This window comes from Lonsdalea britannica (genome assembly GCF_002111595.1).
Taxonomy (GTDB): domain Bacteria; phylum Pseudomonadota; class Gammaproteobacteria; order Enterobacterales; family Enterobacteriaceae; genus Lonsdalea; species Lonsdalea britannica.
The window spans coordinates 113,701-136,091 of sequence record NZ_LUTN01000003.1 but is presented as its reverse complement, the minus strand read 5'-3'; the positions used below and the strand labels follow the sequence as shown (position 1 = coordinate 136,091).

The 22,391-nt window shown below is 54.5% G+C and carries 15 protein-coding genes, 6 tRNA genes and 3 pseudogenes; 19 read left to right on the top strand and 5 right to left on the bottom strand.

What is annotated here, in order from left to right:
- Positions 1–131: 131 nt before the first annotated feature.
- Positions 132–899, top strand: coding sequence for an esterase (ybfF, locus tag AU509_RS03580; RefSeq protein ID WP_085652455.1), 768 nt, complete (start codon positions 132–134; stop codon positions 897–899).
- A gap of 178 nt (positions 900–1,077) precedes the next feature.
- Positions 1,078–1,359 carry a LexA regulated protein gene (ybfE, locus tag AU509_RS03575; RefSeq protein ID WP_026738958.1) on the top strand — a complete coding sequence of 94 codons (282 nt, stop codon included), beginning with the start codon at positions 1,078–1,080 and terminating at the stop codon, positions 1,357–1,359.
- Positions 1,360–1,539: 180 nt separating this feature from the next.
- On the opposite strand, the pseudogene AU509_RS03570 reads toward ybfE, so the two are convergent.
- A pseudogene (locus AU509_RS03570) lies at positions 1,540–3,212 on the bottom strand (methyl-accepting chemotaxis protein).
- Between the two features lie 387 nt (positions 3,213–3,599).
- Between AU509_RS03570 and fldA the strand changes: the two are divergent.
- Both fldA and fur read left to right on the top strand, forming a co-directional pair.
- Complete coding sequence (fldA, locus tag AU509_RS03565) at positions 3,600–4,112, top strand: flavodoxin FldA (RefSeq protein WP_085652457.1); 513 nt, start codon at positions 3,600–3,602, stop codon at positions 4,110–4,112.
- A gap of 345 nt (positions 4,113–4,457) precedes the next feature.
- Positions 4,458–4,904, top strand: a complete 447-nt coding sequence (fur, locus tag AU509_RS03560; RefSeq protein WP_085652458.1) for a ferric iron uptake transcriptional regulator — start codon at positions 4,458–4,460, stop codon at positions 4,902–4,904.
- Between the two features lie 87 nt (positions 4,905–4,991).
- Here fur and glnS read toward each other — a convergent pair whose 3' ends face one another.
- Positions 4,992–6,650 (bottom strand): glutamine--tRNA ligase, encoded by a 1,659-nt coding sequence (gene glnS, locus AU509_RS03555; RefSeq protein ID WP_094117663.1) that lies wholly within the window; start codon positions 6,648–6,650, stop codon positions 4,992–4,994.
- Between the two features lie 210 nt (positions 6,651–6,860).
- Positions 6,861–8,324: an N-acetylglucosamine-specific PTS transporter subunit IIBC gene (nagE, locus tag AU509_RS03550; protein WP_085652460.1), complete on the bottom strand. Its 1,464-nt coding sequence runs from the start codon at positions 8,322–8,324 to the stop codon at positions 6,861–6,863.
- A gap of 309 nt (positions 8,325–8,633) precedes the next feature.
- On the opposite strand from nagE, the gene nagB reads away from it, so the two are divergent.
- From nagB to AU509_RS03495, 10 genes are all read left to right on the top strand, one after another.
- Complete coding sequence (gene nagB / locus AU509_RS03545; protein WP_094117662.1) at positions 8,634–9,434, top strand: glucosamine-6-phosphate deaminase; 801 nt, start codon at positions 8,634–8,636, stop codon at positions 9,432–9,434.
- A gap of 21 nt (positions 9,435–9,455) precedes the next feature.
- Positions 9,456–10,601 carry an N-acetylglucosamine-6-phosphate deacetylase gene (gene nagA, locus AU509_RS03540; protein WP_094117661.1) on the top strand — a complete coding sequence of 382 codons (1,146 nt, stop codon included), beginning with the start codon at positions 9,456–9,458 and terminating at the stop codon, positions 10,599–10,601.
- Positions 10,602–10,615: 14 nt separating this feature from the next.
- Entirely contained in the window at positions 10,616–11,839 is a 1,224-nt protein-coding gene (nagC, locus tag AU509_RS03535; protein ID WP_094117660.1) for a DNA-binding transcriptional regulator NagC, read from the top strand.
- A gap of 306 nt (positions 11,840–12,145) precedes the next feature.
- Complete coding sequence (asnB, locus tag AU509_RS03530; protein WP_094117659.1) at positions 12,146–13,807, top strand: asparagine synthase B; 1,662 nt, start codon at positions 12,146–12,148, stop codon at positions 13,805–13,807.
- Between the two features lie 223 nt (positions 13,808–14,030).
- Positions 14,031–14,107, top strand: a tRNA-Met gene (locus tag AU509_RS03520).
- A gap of 8 nt (positions 14,108–14,115) precedes the next feature.
- Positions 14,116–14,200 (top strand) — tRNA-Leu (locus AU509_RS03515).
- Positions 14,201–14,230: 30 nt separating this feature from the next.
- Positions 14,231–14,305: transfer RNA gene (locus AU509_RS03510), tRNA-Gln, on the top strand.
- Positions 14,306–14,341: 36 nt separating this feature from the next.
- Positions 14,342–14,415, top strand: a tRNA-Gln gene (locus AU509_RS03505).
- A gap of 45 nt (positions 14,416–14,460) precedes the next feature.
- Positions 14,461–14,537, top strand: a tRNA-Met gene (locus tag AU509_RS03500).
- A 6-nt stretch (positions 14,538–14,543) separates the two neighbouring features.
- A tRNA-Gln gene (locus tag AU509_RS03495) sits at positions 14,544–14,617 on the top strand.
- Between the two features lie 160 nt (positions 14,618–14,777).
- Here the strand turns inward: AU509_RS03495 and AU509_RS03490 are convergent.
- Positions 14,778–15,110, bottom strand: coding sequence for an SMR family transporter (locus AU509_RS03490; RefSeq protein WP_162896346.1), 333 nt, complete (start codon positions 15,108–15,110; stop codon positions 14,778–14,780).
- Between the two features lie 91 nt (positions 15,111–15,201).
- Positions 15,202–16,368, bottom strand: a complete 1,167-nt coding sequence (gene ubiF, locus AU509_RS03485; RefSeq protein WP_094117658.1) for a 3-demethoxyubiquinol 3-hydroxylase — start codon at positions 16,366–16,368, stop codon at positions 15,202–15,204.
- 197 nt (positions 16,369–16,565) lie between these two features.
- On the opposite strand from ubiF, the gene miaB reads away from it, so the two are divergent.
- The 5 genes and pseudogenes from miaB to lnt all read left to right on the top strand — a co-directional run bounded on the left by miaB (position 16,566) and on the right by lnt (position 22,260).
- Positions 16,566–17,990 carry a tRNA (N6-isopentenyl adenosine(37)-C2)-methylthiotransferase MiaB gene (miaB, locus tag AU509_RS03480; RefSeq protein ID WP_094117735.1) on the top strand — a complete coding sequence of 475 codons (1,425 nt, stop codon included), beginning with the start codon at positions 16,566–16,568 and terminating at the stop codon, positions 17,988–17,990.
- Between the two features lie 219 nt (positions 17,991–18,209).
- A pseudogene (locus tag AU509_RS03475) lies at positions 18,210–19,264 on the top strand (PhoH family protein).
- Positions 19,261–19,725, top strand: coding sequence for an rRNA maturation RNase YbeY (gene ybeY, locus AU509_RS03470; RefSeq protein ID WP_094117657.1), 465 nt, complete (start codon positions 19,261–19,263; stop codon positions 19,723–19,725). Before AU509_RS03475 ends, ybeY begins: the two are co-directional and overlap by 4 nt.
- 118 nt (positions 19,726–19,843) lie before the next feature.
- Positions 19,844–20,722: a CNNM family magnesium/cobalt transport protein CorC gene (corC, locus tag AU509_RS03465; RefSeq protein ID WP_085652140.1), complete on the top strand. Its 879-nt coding sequence runs from the start codon at positions 19,844–19,846 to the stop codon at positions 20,720–20,722.
- Between the two features lie 6 nt (positions 20,723–20,728).
- Positions 20,729–22,260, top strand: a pseudogene (gene lnt / locus AU509_RS03460) (apolipoprotein N-acyltransferase).
- The last annotated feature ends 131 nt before the right edge of the window (positions 22,261–22,391 follow it).

Genomic DNA, 22,391 nt, shown 5'->3' with positions numbered 1-22,391 from the left:
ATAAAGTCAGATTAGGCTGAGTGATGCCTTTGCGCATGGAAGGTCGCCAGAGGCGATCGATCATGGCACCGCGAGATCGCAGGATAAACTCATGATACCCTAAGCAAACGTCTCCCTGAATGAACTTCACTATGAAATTGAATTATCGCTGGCAAAACGCGCAACTGCCCCAGCAGCTGCTTCCGGTTATTCTCATTCACGGCCTGTTCGGTAACCTTGATAATCTTGGCGTATTGGCCCGCGATCTGCAAAATCAACACGATATTTTACAGATCGATCTGCGTAATCACGGGTTGTCTCCGCGCGATCCTTCCATGCAGTATCAGGATATGGCGCAAGATGTCGTGGATCTGTTGGACGAACTGGCGCTGGATCGTGTCATTGTGATCGGCCACTCCATGGGCGGTAAAGTCGCCATGGCGCTGAGCGCGCTGATCCCGGATCGCATTGAGCGCATCGTCGCGATTGATATTGCCCCGGTGCATTATCACAGCCGACGACACGACGACATTTTTGCCGCGCTAAGAGCCGTCAGCGCCGCCGGGATCACACAACGTACTGCCGCAGCGCAATTGATGCGCGAAAGCATTGCCGATGAAGGCGTGATTCAGTTCCTGCTGAAGTCATTTTCTCAGGGAGAGTGGCGATTCAACGTGCCGGTTTTATGGGATCAATATGATGTGATTTCAGGCTGGCAGGACGTCCCCGTCTGGGCGCATCCCATTTTGTTTATTCGCGGTGAGAATTCGCCTTATCTGGATCGCCGTTATCGCGATGCGCTGCTGAGTCAGTTTCCCGGCGCGACAGCTTATGCCATTGCGGGAGCGGGACATTGGGTGCATGCGGAAAAACCTGAGGCCGTGCTGCGGGCAATACACCGTTTTATGGCGCAGAGTTAGCCACCCGTTCGCCGCGACGCCGTAAACCATTGTCGCGGCTGGTTCCGCTGGGGTATCATGTCGCCCGCTTTACGCACTTAAGGGTCGGCTGTCTAGCCACTGGCATTGTTAACCACATCATCAAAATGTCGCGAATGAAATGCGCGTTTTGGTCCGAATCTTTGCAGTACCACTACCTATGGCAAAAGAACAAACGGATCGCACCACACCGGATCTGTTCGCTGATGAGCGTCGTCCGGGCCGTCCGAAAACCAATCCGCTTTCACGAGATGAACAGCTGAGGATCAATAAGCGCAATCAGCTGCGACGAGACAAGAATCGTGGGCTACGGCGAGTTGAGCTGAAAATTAACGCGGAAGCGGTCGATATTCTCAACGCATTGGCGGAAGAGAAAAATATCAGCCGGAGTGAGCTTATCGAGCAAATTCTGCTGTCTCAGCTGGCCGGCGCTAAGCGATGATTTCAATTAGGATGTCGTTCAGCAGGCTCTGAATGCGAGGGAGTCATGACGACGTTCGCTGGCTTCGCCACTCCGCCCCGCTTTTCCCATGAAACCTTCATCCTCCCTTATCATCGCGCTCCTCGCTGCGACGATAAGGTGGACGAGCATGTCAGATGGCGTCTGAACCCGTGCCGCTTTTTAGAATTTTTCCCAATTATCCGTCGACTTCCTGGAAGGCAGCGCTTTTAACGCAGGCGCGGCGGCGGCGGCTTTAACTTCACGGTTACGGGCTACGGGCGCGTCTTTGGCCGACGATTCCGTCAGGCGGAAGACCGAGACGGCCTGCGTCAGCAGAGCCGCCTGCTCTTCCAGCGAGCGCGCGGCAGCGGAAGCTTCTTCAACCAACGCGGCGTTCTGCTGCGTCACGCCATCCATTTCCGCAATCGCCTGCCCTGCCTGAGCGATCCCTTTACTCTGTTCCTCTGAGGCCGTGGCAATCTCCGCCATGATATCGGTCACATTCGAGACGGAACGGACGATTTCACTCATGGTCGTCCCGGCATCCGCGACCTGCGACGATCCGGAATCGACGCTGCGCACCGAATCAGAAATCAGATGTTCGATCTCTTTGGCCGCCTGCGCGCTTCGCTGAGCCAGATTACGCACTTCTCCCGCGACGACAGCGAAGCCACGTCCCTGTTCGCCTGCTCGCGCCGCTTCCACGGCGGCGTTCAGCGCCAGAATGTTAGTCTGAAACGCAATCCCGTTGATAACCGTAGTGATTTCAGCGATTTTCTTCGAGCTGTTGGCGATTTCAGACATGGTTTTCACCACGTTATCGACCAATTCACCGCCCTTGTGCGCAGTGACGGAAGCCTGCTGCGCCAGCTGACGTGCATGTCCGGCATTCTCGGCGTTCTGTTTCACCGTCGACGTCAGCTGTTCCATACTGGCGGCGCTCTCTTCGAGCGCAGAAGCCTGAGACTCCGTACGCGCTGAAAGGTCGTTGTTACCCGCAGCGATTTCCGCCACGCCTGGTAAATCGATTCAGCGCTGCTGCGAATGGTGCTGACCGTATTCGCCAGGCTGCTCTGCATGTCGCGCAGCAGAGGGAACAATTTGCCAACGCAGTTGTTGCCGAAGTCCACGATCGGTTTCCCTAACCGACCCGCGGCGATAATCTGGAAGTAGTCACGGAGTTCGTTAAGCGGGCGCATTAGATATTTGACCAGATAGCGGTCGGTGAACAACAGCATTAATATGCCCGCTATCAGCCCTGCTACCAGGATAGTCTGGCCGATAAAAGTCAGGCGATTGAAGCGTTCACCCGCCGCGCTGAATTTCTCCGCCCCCGCTTTGTTAAAGGCCGTCACTGAAATGCCGAATTGGCGGCTCAGCGCAGGGACCGTTGCTTTCGCATAGCTTTGATATTCGTCCAGCGCGGAGGCAGATGCGCGTTGAAACATCGGCTCTACGCCATTTTGAATAAGATTCGCCCAGTCGTTCGCCACCGCATCGGCCAAAGTGCCATCCATACCGCCGTGGTCGATCTGTTTAAAAGCCACCAAATCATTTTTCATATTATTAAGTGCTTCCGCGGCAGACTGTTGCTCTTTGTCCGCGTTGGCGATATCGCCCGATCTGCGATAGTCCACCGATCTGGCCAACCGAGTCACCATACGAAAGTACTGATCGTTCCCCATGTTGACCAGATTCATATTTTTAACCAGCAATGTGCTGGTGTGTGATGTTTTGGTCATCGCATGGAATGAATAGAAGGTGTAAGCCGAAACCGCGCCCCACAGCACGCAGAAAGTGCCCAACACCCAGAGTAATGCCGTACGGATAGCAATATTTCTCAGCAATTGCATATCAAAACTCCCCGCCGAAGCAAAAGATTAAGTTTGGTGTAGCTAAGACTGTCTGAAGCGCCTTTGTTAAGGGAAAGCACGGTGTTGATTGGGCATCACTGACAAAGCGCTCAGTGTTCACCATCGTCAATATCGGCCAAAAATTTAGAGGGCTGACCTCGCAAAAATGAAAAAAAACCTGAAATAATATTTAGTTAAAAGCTTTCAATAAGATAGTAGATTAAAAAAATTATAAAAATATTTAAGACCAGAAAAATCAGTGTGGCGGCGAAGCGAGCCGGGACTGCGGCAGATACAAGTTTCTCCCTCAGAAAGGGTCTGCTATCATTATCCGATCTGTGGTAGCTCAGGCACCATTTCAATAGGAATCAAGAGGTTATATTATCCATGGCACTTATAGGTATTTTCTTCGGCAGCGATACTGGCAATACCGAAAACATTGCCAAGGCAATCCAACAGCAGCTGGGCTCTGATGTTGCAGAGGTTCATGACATCGCCAAAAGCAGCAAAGAAGATCTTGAGCGTTTCGACATTCTGCTGCTGGGTATTCCAACCTGGTATTACGGAGAAGCGCAGTGTGACTGGGACGACTTCTTCCCGACGCTGGAAGACATCGATTTCACCGGCAAACGCGTAGCGCTCTTTGGCTGCGGCGATCAGGAAGACTATGCCGAGTATTTCTGTGATGCCATGGGCACCTTGCGCGACCTCATCGAACCGCGCGGCGCATCCATCGTCGGTAACTGGTCAACCGAAGGCTACTACTTCGAAGCCTCTAAAGGTCTGGCTGACGACAAGCACTTCATTGGCCTGGCGATCGACGAGGACCGTCAGCCTGAACTGACCAACGAGCGTGTAAGCGCGTGGGTCAAACAAATCAGCGCTGAGCTGAATCTGTAATCTTTTTGGGTCAGTAATCCCCATCACGGCTCCGGCGCGACTTTGTGTCGGGGCCGTATCAATAGGTAAAATCTGTCGTAAAGATAGATACATTTTTTTAACTTTTCCGCTTTGCGCGGTACAATACCCCCTTCGGTTAGCTGGTTTATCACCATTTTTCGCTTTTAAAACGGCGTTGCGCCGTCCCCCTTCCCGATGGGTAAGCCTGATGTGGTTACGGTTCTGCGGTTTTCATTTCGCCTGTGCAGTTCTATAATTGAGACGAATAAACGTGTTTGAGCCGACCGATGATATTAGGCTAGTTAGCCTCCCTTGATGAAAGTAGAGTAACAGGACTAAATCCGCATGACTGACAACAACACCGCATTAAAGAAGGCCGGCCTGAAAGTAACCCTTCCTCGTCTTAAAATCTTGGAAGTCCTGCAGGACCCAACTTGCCATCACGTCAGTGCGGAAGATTTGTACAAAAAGCTGATTGATATGGGAGAGGAAATTGGTCTGGCCACCGTTTATCGCGTGCTGAACCAGTTTGATGACGCCGGTATCGTCACCCGCCACAACTTTGAAGGCGGAAAATCAGTTTTCGAACTGACTCAGCAACAGCATCACGATCATCTGATTTGCCTGGACTGCGGCCGCGTCATCGAATTCAGCGATGAATCCATTGAAGCTCGCCAGCGTGAGATCTCAGAGCGCCACGGTATCAAACTGACCAACCATAGCCTGTACCTGTACGGCCACTGCAGCTCCGGCAACTGCCGTGAAGATGAAAAAATTCACGAAGGGAATTAATTCCTTTTCTAAATCAGAAAAGCGATGCATAAAAAAAGAAAACCGCCGCGGCGGTTTTCTTTTTTTCTTTAATATGACCCGGTAAAATTAACCGACCCAGGTGTCTCGTAAACCCGTGGTCCGGTTAAAGACCAGATGATCGGCGCTGGAGTAAACGCGGTCCGCACAGAAGTAGCCTTCACGTTCGAACTGGTAAGCTTTCTCCACCAACGCATCCGCCATGCTGGCTTCAACGAATCCGTTAGCAATCTGCAGTGATTCAGGGTTGATGGTCGACAGGAAGTCTTCCGCCGCCCCAGGGTTTGCCACGCTGAACAGACGGTCATACAGGCGGAATTCGGCCGGGATACCGTGCGCAACGGAAACCCAGTGGATAACGCCTTTTACCTTGCGGCCATCAGCCGGATCTTTGCTCAGCGTATCCGGATCGTAGCTGCAGTAAATCGTTGCGATCTCGCCCTGCTCGTCTTTCTCAACGTGGTCAGCTTTGATCACATAGGCGTTGCGAAGGCGGACTTCCTTTCCCAGCACCAGACGTTTGTACTGCTTGTTGGCGGCTTCACGGAAGTCAGCGCGGTCAATGTACAGTTCGCGGCTGAAACCAACCTGACGCGTGCCCATCTCCGGTTTGTTGGGATGGTTTGGCATCGTCACCCACTCTTCGTGGCCTTCCGGCAGGTTTTCGATCACCACTTTCACCGGATCCAGTACGGCCATGGCGCGCGGCGCATTCTCGTTCAAATCATCGCGAATGCAGGATTCCAACGAGGCCATTTCTACCGTGTTGTCCTGTTTGGTCACGCCGATACGACGGCAAAACTCACGGATAGAGGCGGCGGTATAACCACGACGGCGCAGACCGGAAATCGTCGGCATACGCGGATCGTCCCAACCTTCCACCACGTTTTCCGTCACCAGCTGATTCAGCTTGCGCTTGGACATCACCGCATATTCCAGATTCAGACGAGAAAACTCATACTGATGTGGGTGCGCGGGGATGGAGATATTGTCCAGCACCCAGTCGTACAGGCGGCGGTTGTCCTGGAACTCCAGCGTACACAGGGAATGAGTCACCCCTTCCAGCGCATCGGAAATGCAGTGGGTAAAATCATACATCGGGTAGATGCACCACTTGTTGCCGGTCTGGTGGTGGTCGGCAAATTTGATGCGGTACAGCACCGGATCACGCATCACCATGAAAGGCGACGCCATATCGATTTTGGCGCGCAGGCACGCCGTACCTTCGGCAAAACCACCGCTGCGCATTTTTTCGAACAGCGCCAGGTTTTCCTGAACGTCGCGATCGCGATAAGGGCTATTTTTACCCGGGGAAGTCAGCGTACCGCGGTACTCGCGGATCTGCTCCGGCGTCAGCTCATCGACATACGCCAGTCCTTTATTAATCAGCTCAATCGCGTACTGATGCAGCTGATCGAAATAGTTGGACGAATAACGGACCTCGCCGTTCCAGGAGAAGCCCAGCCACTGAACGTCGTGTTTGATGGAGTCGACAAATTCAATGTCTTCTTTTACCGGGTTGGTATCGTCAAAGCGCAGATTGCACTGACCCTGGTAATCTTCGGCAATACCGAAATTCAGGCAAATCGATTTGGCATGACCAATATGCAGATAGCCGTTGGGCTCGGGCGGGAAACGCGTCTGAATATGATCATGCTTACCAGATGACAGATCTTCGTCGATGATCTGGCGAATAAAATTCGTTGGGCGGGCTTCTGCCTCACTCATGCTTGATTCCTTAAAAACGAAAAACAACACATAACCGCTAATGATCCAACAAGCCACGCTGGGAAACAACCGTTTGTTTCACCTAAATTGCATAGAAGTGGGCAGCATAAAAAACGGGGTGAAGTTTCATCTTCACCCCGTTACGGATATTCCAATGACGGAGTCGCCCGGCGGGGTTATCCGTCATGACCAGACTAGTAAAGTCTAGCCCTAAATTTTTGATACCTGTCGCAAAGCGGACGCGATAGCTTCAGCCTGCGTCCCCACGACAATCTGCACACTTTGCGCATTCAGACGAATCACGCCGGAAGCCCCCAGCTGTTTGGCTAACGCTTCATTCACCAGCCCCGAGTCTTTCACGTTTAAACGCAGACGCGTGATGCAAGCATCAATCCCGGTCAGGTTGCCTTTCCCGCCGACGGCTCGCAAATAGCCCTGAGCTACGGTTTCCCCCGTATCCGAAGATGACGTCTGCGAGGATGGCGCGGCAATGGTTTCTCGGCCTGGTGTCAGAAGATTAAAACGCTGGATAGTGAAACGGAATACGACATAGTAGATCACGAAGAAGGCCAGCCCCTGCGGAATCAGCATGTACCAGTGCGTCGCCAGCGGATTGCGGGATGAGAGCACCATGTCCACCAGCCCCGCGCTGAAGCCAAAACCGGCGATCCAATGCATGCTGGCGGCGATATAAACCGATAATCCGGTCAGCAGCGCATGGAGAAAATACAGCACTGGCGCCACGAACATAAAGGAAAACTCCAGCGGCTCTGTGATACCAGTAAAGAAAGCGGCGAAGGCGCCGGCTATCATAATCCCGGCCACCCGGCTGCGATTCTCAGGGCGGGCACAGTGATAAATCGCCAACGCCGCTCCCGGCACGCCGAACATCATGATAGGGAAGAAGCCCGCTTGATAACGCCCGGTGATACCTGGAATCGCTTTACCCGCATCAATCGCCTGCTGTCCGCTCAGGAAGTTAGGGATATCGTTGATCCCCGCCACGTCGAACCAAAAAACGGAGTTCAGGGCATGATGCAGCCCGACCGGGATCAGCATGCGGTTAAAGAAGGCGTAAATCCCCGCGCCAGCGGATCCCATCCGTTGAATGTGTTCACCAAAGGAGACCAGACCGCCGTAAATCACCGGCCAGACGTACATCAGGATAGCGGCAACGACGATCATCAGCATGGAGGTCAGGATCGGCACCAGACGGCGGCCGCTGAAGAAAGAGAGGGCTCGCGGCAGTTCAACGCCGCTGAAACGGTTATAGAGTTCGGCCGAAATGACTCCGACCAGGATGCCGACGAACTGATTTTCAATTTTACCGAAGGCTGCCGGTACCTGATTCAGCGGAATTTGCTGGATCATGGCGACCGCCGCCGGCGAACACAGCGAGGTCAGAACGAGATAGCCCACGAATCCGTTTAACGCAGCGGAGCCATCTTTGTCCTTGGACATACCGTACGCCACACCGATGGCGAACAGCACCGCCATGTGTTCAATAATGGCCGCGCCAGATTTCAGCAACAGTGCGGCCAGCGCGTTCTGACTGCCCCATCCCGTCGGGTCGATCCAGTATCCTACCCCCATCAAGATAGCGGCGGCAGGCAGTGTGGCGACAGGCACCATCAGCGCCCGGCCTATATTCTGTAGATAACCGAGTATACTCACTTTCCTCTCTCCCCTTGCGAACAATGAAACAGCCAGTCGATTTAATCGTTTTAGCCCCACCCTGCGGGTAGGTTTTGAGTGTAAGAAAAATATTTTTTATTGCGAAATAACATCATTGATTATGTGATATACCTCACCTAAAAATCACATATAAAAAGTTTATGGCTGTTCATATACAGCACTTATTTCAAGATAAAAAAAAACGCGCTAGACTACATTTCACAGCACGATAGTGAAATATCGCCGTGTTATTCGAATTCGACTATAGGCTAAATATCAAGCGATTGCTGACGCTTCAGGAGAACGCCAATGAGACTGATCCCGCTCAATACCGCCGAGGAAGTCGGCAAATGGGCCGCACGTTACATCGCCCAGCGCATCAACGACTTTAATCCTACGCAAGAACGCCCTTTCGTGCTGGGACTTCCCACCGGCAGCACGCCGTTGGAAGCCTACAAGGCGCTGATTGCGCTCCATCGGACGGGGGAAGTCAGCTTCCAACACGTCGTCACCTTTAACATGGACGAATACGTGGGCCTTCCGCCTGATCATCCGGAGAGCTATCGGACGTTCATGTTCCAGAATTTCTTTAATCACATTGATATCCCACGTGAAAACATTAACCTGTTGAACGGAAACGCGAAGGATATTACCGCGGAGTGCCAGCGCTATGAGGACAAAATCCGCGCTTACGGCAAAATTCACCTGTTTATGGGCGGCGTAGGAAGCGATGGTCATATTGCGTTCAACGAACCGGCGTCATCACTGGTGTCACGCACGCGCATTAAAACCCTGACCGAAGAAACCCGCATCGCCAACTCGCGCTTTTTCGGCGGCGATGTCAGCCTGGTGCCTAAATATGCCCTGACCGTGGGCGTCGGCACGCTGTTGGATGCGGAAGAAATCATGATTCTTGTCACCGGTCGAAACAAAGCGCAGGCGCTGCAAGCCGCGGTTGAGGGCAACGTCAACCATCTGTGGACCATCAGCTGTCTGCAACTGCATGCCAAATCCATGATGGTCTGCGACGAACCTTCGACAATGGAATTGAAGGTGAAAACCGTTAAATATTTTCGCGAACTGGAAGCTGAGAATCTTACTCAATTTTAATCGGTTAGCCGGGAGCTCACGATGTACGCTTTAACTCATGGCCGCATTTTTACCGGCCATCAAATTCTTGACGACCACGCCGTTGTCATCGCCAATGGGCTGATAGACCGGGTGTGTCCGCTGAACGAACTACCGACCGATATCGACACGCGCGACCTCAATGGCGCCCTGCTCGCACCCGGTTTTATCGACCTTCAGCTGAACGGCTGCGGCGGCGTGCAGTTTAATGACACGCTGGACGATATCTCGGTCAAGACGCTGGAAATCATGCAACAGGCGAACGAGAAATCCGGCTGCACCAGTTTCCTGCCGACGCTAATTACCGCCTCGGACGACTTCATCCGGCGCGGCGTGGAAGTCATGCGCGCCTATTTGGCGCAGAACAACCATCAGGCGCTGGGGCTGCATATAGAAGGCCCGTGGCTGAATCCTGTCAAGAAAGGCACGCACGACATCACACTGATCCGCCAGCCGGACGAGGCGCTGGTCGAGTTTCTGTGCAATAACGCGGATGTGATCACTCAAGTCACGCTGGCGCCCGAACGGGTGTCCGCCAACGTCATCCAGCGATTGACCCGCGCTGGCATCATCGTTTCCGCCGGCCACTCCAATGCGACTTGGGAAGAAGCGAAACGCGGCTTCGCCGCCGGCATCCGCAGCGCAACGCACCTTTTCAACGCCATGCCGGTCGTTGCCGGACGCGAGCCGGGGCTGGTCGGGGCGATTTACGACGCGCCCGAAATCTACAGCGGCATCATCGCCGACGGCCACCACGTTAGCTGGGCCAACATCCGCAACAGTAAACGCATCAAGGGCGACCGACTGGTATTGGTGACCGACGCCACGGCGCCTGCCGGTGCCGAAATTGACCAGTTCATTTTTGCCGGCAAACCCATATACTACCGCGACGGCATCTGCGTGGATGAGAACGGCACTCTCAGCGGGTCGGCGCTCACCATGATCGATGCGGTACGCAATTGCGTAGAACAGGCGGGTATCGCCCTGGATGAAGCGCTCCGAATGGCCACGCTCTACCCTGCCCGCGCCATTGGCATCGACCACCGGTTGGGCAGTATCGAGTGCGGTAAAGTCGCGAATCTGACGGCGTTCACCCGCGATTTCCATGTCATCAATACTTTTGTCAACGGCGAGGAAGTATTGAACTAAGTCGAGCAACGTTCATGACCACTGGCGAGCAAACGAAGATAGGTAATATCGATCTGGTAAAGCAGTTAAACAGCGCGGTGGTATACCGACTTATCGACCAGCAAGGTCCGATATCCCGCATACAAATCGCCGAACAAAGCCAGCTCGCGCCTGCCAGCGTCACGAAAATCACTCGCCAACTGCTGGAGCGCGGGCTGATCAAAGAAGTCGATCAGCAAGCCTCCACCGGCGGCCGCCGGGCCATCTCCATTGTGTCGGAGCCCCGTCCTTTCCATACCATCGCCGTTCGGCTAGGGCGCTATGACGCCACCATCGCGCTCTATAATCTGGAAGGGCGACAGCTGGCGGAAACGCACTATACGCTGCCGGAGAAGACGCAGGAAACGGTAGAAACGGCGCTTTTCAAAGCGATAGACCACTTTACCAGTCAACATCAGAATCGCATTCGCGAGCTGATCGCTATTTCCGTCGTCTTGCCGGGACTGGTGGACCCTACCGCCGGTCTGGTCCGCTACATGCCTCATATCAACGTCGACAACTGGCCGCTAGTGCAACATCTGCAAGAGCGCTTCGAGGTCAACTGCTTTATCGGTCACGATATTCGCAGTCTGGCGCTGGCCGAGCATTACTTCGGGGCAAGCCGCCATTGTCAGGATTCAATTCTGATTCGCGTTCATCGCGGCACAGGCGCGGGAATTATCGTCAATGGGCACATTTTCCTCGGCAGCAACGGCAACGTGGGCGAAATTGGTCATATTCAGATCGATCCGCTGGGGGATCACTGCCACTGCGGCAACTTCGGCTGTCTGGAGACCGTGGTATCCAATTCCGCCATTGAGCAGCGCGTTCTCCACCTGTTAAAACAGGGTTACCCCAGTAAGCTGACCGTGGAAACCAGCCAGATAACGCCCATCTGTCAGGCCGCCAATCGTGGCGATGCGCTGGCGCATGAGGTGATTGAACATGCAGGGTTGTATCTGGGCAGAGCCATCGCCCTGACGGTCAACCTGTTCAATCCGCAGCAGGTAGTGATCGCCGGAGAAGTGACCGAAGCGGCGAAAGTCTTGCTGCCTGCCATCCAGCGCTGCATTAATGCGCAGGTGCTGAAGGACTTTCGCAACAATCTGCCTGTCGTGGTTTCGGAACTGCATCATCTATCCGCCATTGGCGCTTTCGCGCTGGTCAAACGGGCGATGTTAAACGGTACATTGCTGATCCGACTGCTGGAAAAAGAGTAAAGGCATCTGGGGCCATAAGACCAAATTATGGAATCACCAAAAAAAGGCGCGTCCCACAAAGTCATTTTATGGAATGTTTATTATTTCGCGCGATATATTAAACATTCCTCATCGATAATGCTTTTTTCATTAAAGGTTATTGAACTCAAGTGCCATTTTGATGCTAAATCATCGTTACTGAAACAGCAGCGGTACACACAGCGCGTTCATTCGGCATAGCAACATCGCTCCATCCACTGCTGGCAACACCTCATTTATTTGACTCGCGAACACTCGCGAGATCGGCGAATCAAGGAGCTTCATCTTATGTGTTCTATTTTTGGTGTGCTTGATCTGAAAACCGACCCGGTTGAATTGCGTAAAAAAGCGCTGGAGCTGTCCCGCCTGATGCGCCACCGCGGCCCGGATTGGTCCGGCGTCTATGCCAGCGATAAAGCGATTCTGGCTCACGAGCGTCTTTCTATCGTCGACGTCAACACCGGCGCTCAGCCGTTGTACAACAAATCACGCACCCACGTTTTGGCCGTCAACGGCGAAATTTACAACCATCAGGAACTGCGTGAGAAGTACGCTGACCGTTACGAATTCCAGACGGGTTCCGACTGCGAAGTCATTCTGGCCCTGTATCAGGAAAAAGGTCCGGAATTCCTTGATGAGCTGTACGGCATGTTCGCCTTCGCCCTGTACGACAGCGAAAAAGACGCCTACCTGATTGGTCGCGACCATCTGGGCATTATTCCGCTGTATATGGGTTACGACGAACACGGCAACTTCTATGTCGCGTCCGAAATGAAATCGCTGGTGCCGGTATGCCGCACGATTAAAGAATTCCCGGCGGGCAGCTACCTGTGGAGCCAGGAGGGGGAAATTCGCGAATACTACCGTCGCGACTGGTTTGACTACGAAAACGTCAAAGACAACGTCACGGATAAAGAGCAGCTGCGCGACGCGCTGGAAGAGTCCGTCAAGAGCCATCTGATGTCCGACGTGCCTTACGGCGTGCTGCTGTCCGGCGGGCTGGATTCTTCTATCATCTCCGCCATCACCAAAAAATATGCGGCTCGCCGTGTGGAAGACGATGCGCGCAGCGAAGCCTGGTGGCCGCAGTTGCACTCTTTCGCCGTCGGTCTGAAAGGCGCGCCTGATTTGAAAGCGGCTAAGCAGGTGGCAGATCATCTGGGCACCGTGCACCACGAAATCAACTTTACGGTGCAGGAAGGTCTGGATGCTATCCGCGATGTGATTTATCACATTGAAACCTACGACGTCACGACGATCCGTGCTTCCACGCCGATGTATCTGATGTCCCGTAAAATTAAAGCGATGGGCATCAAAATGGTGCTGTCCGGCGAAGGCGCCGACGAAGTCTTTGGCGGCTACCTTTACTTCCATAAAGCGCCGAACGCTAAAGAGTTCCATGAAGAAACCGTGCGTAAACTGCTGGCGCTGCATCAATACGACTGCGCCCGCGCGAACAAAGCGATGTCTGCATGGGGCGTTGAGGCTCGCGTTCCTTTCCTGGATAAGGCGTTCCTCGACGTGGCGATGCGCGTTAACCCGAAAGATAAGATGTGCGGCAACGGCAAAATGGAAAAACACATCTTGCGTGAGTGCTTCGAGTCTTACCTGCCGCACGACGTGGCATGGCGTCAGAAAGAGCAGTTCTCCGACGGGGTCGGCTACAGCTGGATTGATTCTCTGAAAGAGATCGCGGCGGAGCAAATTTCCGACCAGCAGATGGAAACCGCGCACTTCCGTTTCCCGTACAACACGCCGACGTCTAAAGAAGGCTATCTGTACCGCGAGATCTTTGAAGAGCTGTTCCCGGTTCCCAGCGCCGCCGAATGTGTTCCTGGTGGTCCGTCTGTCGCTTGCTCTTCCGCCAAAGCGATTGAATGGGACGAATCCTTTAAGAAAATGGACGATCCGTCTGGGCGCGCCGTAGGCGTTCACCAGTCAGCGTACTAACCGTCGATTTCGCGGTTCTCACCCTAAACGGGCCTCCAGAGGCCCGTTTTCCTTATCGATGATGGCAAAAAAAACGGCCTTTTGACGCTTTTCTGTTCATACTGTTCATAAGCCAGACAAACGGCCGCCGACAGGCCATTTTCGGGAAAAAATGTGTTGACGGTTCAAAGTCAACTACGCATAATGCGCCCCGCAACGCCGATGAAGGTGACGCGGAAAAGATGGCTACGTAGCTCAGCTGGTTAGAGCACAGCACTCATAATGCTGGGGTCACAGGTTCGATTCCCGTCGTAGCCACCATCTTTTTTGCGGGAGTGGCGAAATTGGTAGACGCACCAGATTTAGGTTCTGGCGCCGCAAGGTGTGCGAGTTCAAGTCTCGCCTCCCGCACCATGTAATCTTCAAGGCCAAGCACAGTTTTATTGGGGTATCGCCAAGCGGTAAGGCACTGGGTTTTGATCCCAGCATTCCCAGGTTCGAATCCTGGTACCCCAGCCAATTTTAGTGAGACACTTCGTGAGAAGTGCAACCCGTTGGGGTATCGCCAAGCGGTAAGGCACCGGATTCTGATTCCGGCATCCCAGGTTCGAATCCTGGTACCCCAGCCAAACATTCGCCATGTAGAAACTTTCTTCTGGCAAATAGCAGTACCAAGCTACGTAGCTCAGCTGGTTAGAGCACAGCACTCATAATGCTGGGGTCACAGGTTCGAATCCCGTCGTAGCCACCACATTATTGGGGTATCGCCAAGCGGTAAGGCACCGGATTCTGATTCCGGCATCCCAGGTTCGAATCCTGGTACCCCAGCCACGAATACAAAAAAGCCTGCTTATGCAGCTTTTTTGTTGCTTGCGATCCAGACTCGCATTGACGCACTCCCTCCTCTGACCCACAAGCCGTTTTCACCTTTCTATAATGCACACACCGGCCCGAGGCACGTCAACGCTCATCCCTTCTCTCTATCTTTCTATTAATGCGCCACTGATTTGGAGAAGACGTTGATCACGACGACGCCAGCAATAATCAGCCCCATGCCCAGTACAGCCGGAAAATCCAGACGTTGACCATAGATAGCCCAGCTCACGGCAGCAATCAATACAATCCCCGCCCCTGACCAGATGGCATAGATGATACCTGTCGGTAGCGTGCGCATCGTGATCGTCAGGCAGTAAAAAGCCACCACATAGAACACCACGGTCACCACGCTCGGGACTAAACGCGTAAAACTGTCAGATAGCTTGAGCGCCGTCGTCGCAATCACTTCGGAGACAATCGCCAAACTCAAATAGAGATATATCATCATTCTCTTCACATAGATGGTTGTTGGAAAACGCGTACAGCGTGCCACACTCTACCCCGGCGAACTTAAACGCGGCCTCGACGGGCCGCCCGGACTAAAGCCCCAGCGCGTATTTCATCGCACGAAGTTTAAGCTTACCCGCCCGCTGAGCCGCCATCAGCGCCACATTCCTTGCCAACGTCAATGGCGCCAGCCGGTTGCTGAACGCCCCGTAGAATAAATCCATCCCGCTTTGCATCAGCAGATTGTCTGTCCTGCGTCGCTGTTGATAGCGTAACAGGACGGATTCTTCATGCCAGCACTCCCCTCGATCGCGCGCCTGAGTTACTATCTCCAGCAAGGCTTCGACATCACGATAGCCCAGGTTCACGCCCTGCCCCGCCAGCGGGTTAATGGTATGCGCCGCATCCCCCAGCAGCACCAATCCCGGCAAGACATAGCGCTGGGCATGCCGACGAATCAGCGGGAATGCGCCCGCCGCCACAGCATTCACACGCCCAATACGCGCTGGGAAGGTCTCGGCGATAGCGTCATCCAATTGCGTCATCGGCAGACTTTGCAACTGGCGAATACGTTGCGGACTGTCGTACCACACCAGCGATCCCCACTGGTCGAACAAGGGCAAGAAGGCTCGCGGCCCCTCCGGCGTAAACTGCTGCCAGGTGACATCCTGTTGTGGCCCCTCCGTGCGAACGCTAATCAACATGCAAGACTGGCGATACTGCCAACCGCTGACGCCAATCCCTGCCCACTGCCGAACCCGAGACTGCGCGCCATCCGCGCCCACCACCAGTGTTGTTTCAATGACGGAGTCATCATCCAGCGTCACCCGCCAGACTGGCGCGTCGTAATCCAACTGTTTGAGATGCCGCGGGCATAGAAACGTCACTCCTTGCGTGTTTTCCAACGACTGCCAGAGCGCCCGTTGCAGCACCCGGTTTTCGACCATGTAACCCAATTCCGGCAAGCTCAGTTCGCTGGCGTCGAATGCGACACGGGCGCTGTCCCACTCCCAGGTTTCCAAGCGACGATACGGGGCGCTGCGCATCTGTTCCACGTTCGCCCATGCCCCTAACTGGCGTAGTATCGCCACTGAAGCATAGCCAATCGCCGATAAACGCAAATCCGGCGGACTTTCTGCATCGAACGCCGATGGCGCCTCTTGCTCCACCAGCGCTACCTGAAAACCATTCTGCGCCAATCCTAATGCGGCGGCGGCGCCCACCATGCCCCCGCCGACGATGACTGCGTCAAAGTGCATACGTGCCCCACTATTTCTAGAGAAAGTCCCGTGCATAACAGGAAGAGAATTAAGCACAGTTTACTGGATTTCGGCCGTTTTTATCAGAAAAGCGAAGATGGGCGCATGCTGGTCACAGCGGTGCCAAACGATTACAATACGCGCCGCATCAAGGTAAAGCGTGTTCACCCGAACTGAGTAATGGCAAGTCGATGACGATGACAAAAAAACTGCATATAAAAACCTGGGGCTGTCAGATGAATGAATACGATTCATCCAAGATAGCCGGCTTACTGGAAAGCACTCACGGTTATGAGCTGACCGAAATCGCAGAAGAGGCGGACATTCTGCTGCTGAACACCTGTTCGATCCGTGAAAAGGCGCAGGAAAAAGTCTTTCATCAGCTCGGCCGCTGGAAAGCGCTGAAAGACAGCAATCCGAACCTGATTATTGGCGTCGGTGGCTGCGTGGCGTCTCAGGAAGGCGCGCATATTCGTGAACGCGCCCACTACGTGGACGTTATTTTCGGGCCGCAAACACTGCACCGCCTGCCGGAAATGATTAACCACGTGAGCGGTACGCGCAGCCCAATTATTGACGTGAGCTTCCCCGAAATCGAGAAATTCGACCGTCTGCCGGAACCGCGGGCGGAAGGCCCGACCGCCTTCGTCTCCATCATGGAAGGCTGTAATAAATATTGTACATACTGCGTCGTGCCTTATACCCGCGGCGAAGAAGTCAGCCGTCCCTGCGACGATGTGCTGTTTGAAATCGCGCAGCTGGCCGAACAGGGCGTGCGCGAAGTCAACCTGCTGGGTCAGAACGTTAACGCCTACCGCGGCGAAACCTATGACGGCAACATCTGTAGCTTCGCGGAGCTGATTCGTTTGGTCGCCGCCATCGACGGCATCGACCGCATCCGCTTCACTACCAGCTATCCGATCGAATTCACCGACGATATCATTAGCGTCTATGAAGATACGCCGGAACTGGTCAGCTTCCTGCATCTGCCGGTACAAAGCGGCTCAGACCGGGTACTGACCATGATGAAGCGTCGTCATACCGCGCTGGAATACAAGGCGATTATTCGCAAACTGCATAAAGCACGCCCGGGCATTCAGATCAGCTCCGACTTTATCGTCGGCTTCCCCGGTGAGACGAATGACGACTTTGAGCAGACCATGAAACTCATTGCCGACGTCAATTTCGACATGAGCTTCAGCTTCATCTATTCACCGCGTCCCGGCACCCCGGCGGCCGATATGGTGGACGACGTTAGCGAAGACGAGAAAAAACAGCGTCTGTATCTTCTGCAGGAACGTATCACCCAGCAGGCCATGCGTTTCAGCCGTCAGATGATGGGCACCGTGCAGCGCGTGCTGGTTGAAGGCACATCGCGTAAAAGCGTCATGGAGCTATCCGGGCGTACCGAGAATAACCGCGTCGTGAACTTCGAAGGGACTCCGAAAATGATCGGCAAGTTTGTCGACGTGGAAATCGTCGACGTTTACCCGAACTCGCTGCGCGGCGTGCTGGTCCGCACCGAAGAGCAGATGGGACTGCGCGTGATTGAATCGCCGGCGGCGGTTATCGCCCGCACCCGTAAAGAAAATGAGATTGGCGTGGGTCTTTATCAACCCTGATAATCCCGCTATCGCCGGGCAGCGTTGGCTGCCCGTGTTCCCATCCCGATGCTCCTGCCTTGTTTTTATGAAACTGCCCCCAATATCGGTAGTGCGACTTGCGCCTTTTCGGGTTAGCGATAAATAATCATGGTTATTCATGCATAGCTGGCGATCGCCAGCCGACGGGACTCCAGTCTCAATCCGTCCATTTTCCGGTTAAATACCAAGAGGAATAATTTGAACGTAACGACCAAAGAGATCACCCTCGAACCCGCGGACAATAAACGTTTACTCAGCCTGTGCGGCCCGTTCGACGACAATATCAAACAGTTGGAACGCCGCCTGGGCATTGAAATCAACCGACGCGACAATCAATTCAAACTGGTCGGAACCGAACTGTGCGTCAAGGCAGCAGCCGATATCCTGCTGCACCTGTACGTTGATACCGCGCCGATGAAAGGCACTAGCCAGGATATCGACCCGGAACAGATTCATCTGGCGATCAAAGAGTCCGGCGTCTTGGAGCAATCCGCCGACAGCGTGCCAGAATTCGGCAAAGCGGTGAACATTCGCACCAAACGCGGCGTCATTAAACCGCGTACGCCGAATCAGGCGCAGTACGTCGCCCATATTCTTGACCACGACATCTCGTTTGGCGTGGGCCCGGCCGGGACCGGGAAAACCTATCTGGCGGTCGCCGCCGCCGTCGATGCGCTGGAGCGTCAGGAAATTCGCCGCATTCTGCTGACCCGTCCGGCGGTGGAGGCCGGTGAAAAACTGGGCTTTTTGCCGGGTGACCTGAGCCAGAAAGTGGACCCGTATCTGCGCCCGCTGTATGACGCGCTGTTCGAAATGCTGGGCTTCGAAAAAGTCGAGAAGCTGATTGAACGCAATGTGATTGAAGTCGCCCCGCTCGCTTATATGCGCGGCCGTACGCTCAACGACGCTTCATCATTCTGGATGAAAGTCAGAACACCACGATCGAACAGATGAAGATGTTCCTGACGCGTATCGGCTTCAATTCGAAAGCCGTGATTACCGGCGACGTGACGCAGATCGATCTGCCGCGCAACCAGAAATCCGGGTTGCGGCACGCGATTGAAGTGTTGTCCGACGTCGAAGAAATCAGTTTCAACTTCTTCCACAGTGAAGACGTGGTGCGCCACCCGGTGGTCGCTCGTATCGTCAATGCCTATGAAGCCTGGGAAACGGCGGAGCAAAAGCGAAAAGACGCGCTGGCCGAACAGCGTAAACACGAAGCGCTGCAAGCCGCCGGGCAGGAGCAGAAATGAGTCAGGTAATTCTCGATCTGCAAATTGCCTGTGAAAACAGCGACGGCCTGCCTTCAGAAGCGCATTTTCAGCGCTGGCTGGATGCGGTGCTGCCTCAGTTTCAGGCCGAGTCGGAAGTGACGATCCGCATCGTCGATGAGGCGGAAAGCCATGAGCTGAACCACACCTACCGCGGGAAAGACAAGCCCACCAACGTGCTGTCTTTCCCGTTCGAAGCGCCGCCGGAAGTTGAACTGCCGCTGCTGGGCGATCTGATCATCTGCCGTCAGGTAGTTGAACAAGAAGCCGCCGAGCAGGAAAAAACGCAGGAAGAGCACTGGGCGCACATGGTGGTGCACGGCTGCCTGCATCTGCTGGGGTACGATCACATCGAAGACAGCGAGGCCGAAGAAATGGAATCGCTGGAAACCGAGATCATGCAGGGCATGGGATTCGCGGATCCTTACCTGGCAGAAAAATAAACGGTTACCGAGTTGCGTTAAATTCGGTATCTTACACAGCTGTACGCCAGCGGCGGCATCGCACGACTTACCCCGCTGGTTATCTTTTCCTAACCTGAGAGACGTTAACAGATACGCCATGAGCGACGACCATTCTTCCAACAGCGATAACCCCAGCCCCAAAAAGGGCTTCTTTTCTCTTATTCTCAACCAGCTTTTTCACGGTGAACCCAAAGATCGTAACGACCTGCTCACGCTGATTCGTGATTCGGAACAAAACGATCTCATCGACCCGGAAACCCGCGATATGCTGGAAGGGGTAATGGATATCGCTGAACAGCGAGTACGGGACATCATGATCCCGCGTTCGCAGATGATTACCCTGAAGCACAACCAAACGCTTGAAGAGTGCCTGGACGTGATTATCGAGTCCGCCCACTCCCGCTTCCCGGTCATCAGCGAAGATAAAGACCACATCGAAGGGATTCTGATGGCCAAGGATCTGCTGCCGTTCATGCGCAGCGATTCCGAACCATTCAGCATGGACAAAGTCCTGCGCCCTGCGGTCGTCGTCCCGGAAAGCAAACGCGTCGACCGCATGCTCAATGAATTCCGCTCGCTGCGCTATCACATGGCTATCGTCATTGATGAATTCGGCGGGGTGTCCGGACTGGTCACCATTGAAGATATTCTGGAGCTGATCGTCGGGGAGATCGAAGACGAATACGATGACGAGGAAGATCGCGACATCCGCCATCTGACTCGCCAGACCTATACCGTCCGCGCGTTAACGCCGATTGAAGACTTTAACGAGTCGTTCTCCACCCAATTCAGCGATGACGAAGTCGACACCATCGGCGGATTGGTCATGCAGGCGTTCGGCCACTTGCCGGCTCGGGGCGAAACCATTGAACTGGGCGGTTACCAGTTCAAAGTCGCGATGGCGGACAGCCGCAGGATTATTCAGGTGCATGTCAGAATACCTGACTACGCTCCGCAACCTATATTGGAAAACTAATCAGCAATGGCTGTCGCTTCCCTATTACAACGCCAGCAGAGTCGTCTTCTGCTGGCGCTTTTATTCGGCGCCAGCGGCACGCTGGCATTCTCGCCTTTCGATCTCTGGCCCGCCGCCTTATTTCTCTGTTCGGCCTGCAGGCGCTCACGCTCGGCCGCAGCGTTCGTCAATCTGCTGCCGTTGGCTTTGCATGGGGCTTCGGCCTGTTTATCAGCGGCGTACAGTGGGTGTATGTCAGCATCGCCAATTTCGGCGGTATGCCAGGCCCCATCAACGTGGGTCTGGTCATTCTGCTGGCGCTCTATCTGGCGCTGTACCCGATGCTGTTTGCCGGCGTCCTGGCCCGCTTTTGGCCCAAGACGAACCTGTGGCGCGTCGCTATCGCCGCGCCCGCGCTCTGGCAGCTGACCGAGTTCCTGCGCGGCTGGGTGCTAACCGGCTTTCCGTGGCTTCAGTTCGGCTATAGCCAAATCGACGGCCCTTTAAAGGGGCTGGCGCCGATTCTCGGCGTGGACACCATCACGTTTGTGCTGATGATCATCAGTGGGTTACTGACGTTTGCCGTCACGGCCCGCCGCTGGCTGCCCGTGCTCGCCGCCGCGGCCATGCTACTGCTGCCGTGGCCATTACGAGGCATTGCCTGGTTCAAACTGGAGCCTGATCGCGCGGTCAACGTCGCGCTGGTGCAAGGCAATATTCCCCAGTCGCTGAAATGGGATCCCGACGAGCTGCTGAATACGCTAAAAATTTATCTGGACAGCAGTCTGCCCGTGATGGGTAAAGCGCCGATCATTATCTGGCCGGAGTCGGCCATCCCCGACGTCGAAGCGCGCCAGCAAGAGTATCTGCGTCTGGTCGACCGTGCGCTGCTTGAGCGTCACAGCAGCCTGATCACCGGTGTTGTCGACGTCCGACCTAACGGCAACGACGCGGACTATTACAACAGCATCATCGTGCTGGGTGACAAACAGCCGTACCGTTACCCCACGCTCAACCGCTACAACAAGCATCATTTGGTGCCGTTTGGCGAGTTTGTGCCGTTGGAAACGCTACTCCGTCCGCTGGCGCCGCTGTTTGATTTACCGATGTCGTCATTCAGTCGCGGCAACTATGTGCAACCGCAGCTAGACGTGAGCGGCTACCGGCTTACGGCCACTATTTGCTACGAGATCATTCTGGGTCAGCAGGTGCGCGACAACTTCCGCGAAGATACCGATATGCTGCTCACCATCTCGAACGATGCGTGGTTCGGCCACTCCATCGGGCCGTGGCAGCACTTCCAGATGGCGCGGATGCGTGCGCTGGAGCTGGGCCGACCGTTGCTGCGCAGCACGAACAATGGGATCACGGCGGTCGTCACGCCGGAAGGCGACGTCAGCGCCTCGCTGCCGCAATTCACGCGTGATGTACTGGAAACCTCCGTCACCCCCGCCACCGGCATGACGCCTTACGCACGTTGGGGCGCGTGGCCGTTATGGACGCTGACGCTGCTGTTCGGCCTCTGCGCCATCTTCTCTCCTCGTATCCGCCGCCGCTGATCTTACCCGGTAGCGCACATCATGAATAAGAAAGGGCATGCTTAGCATGCCCTTTTTAACTCCTGGCATATTAATTGCTAAAACCTATGCGACGCGGCCAACCTGGCGTCTTTTAAGAGTGTGTGATCGCA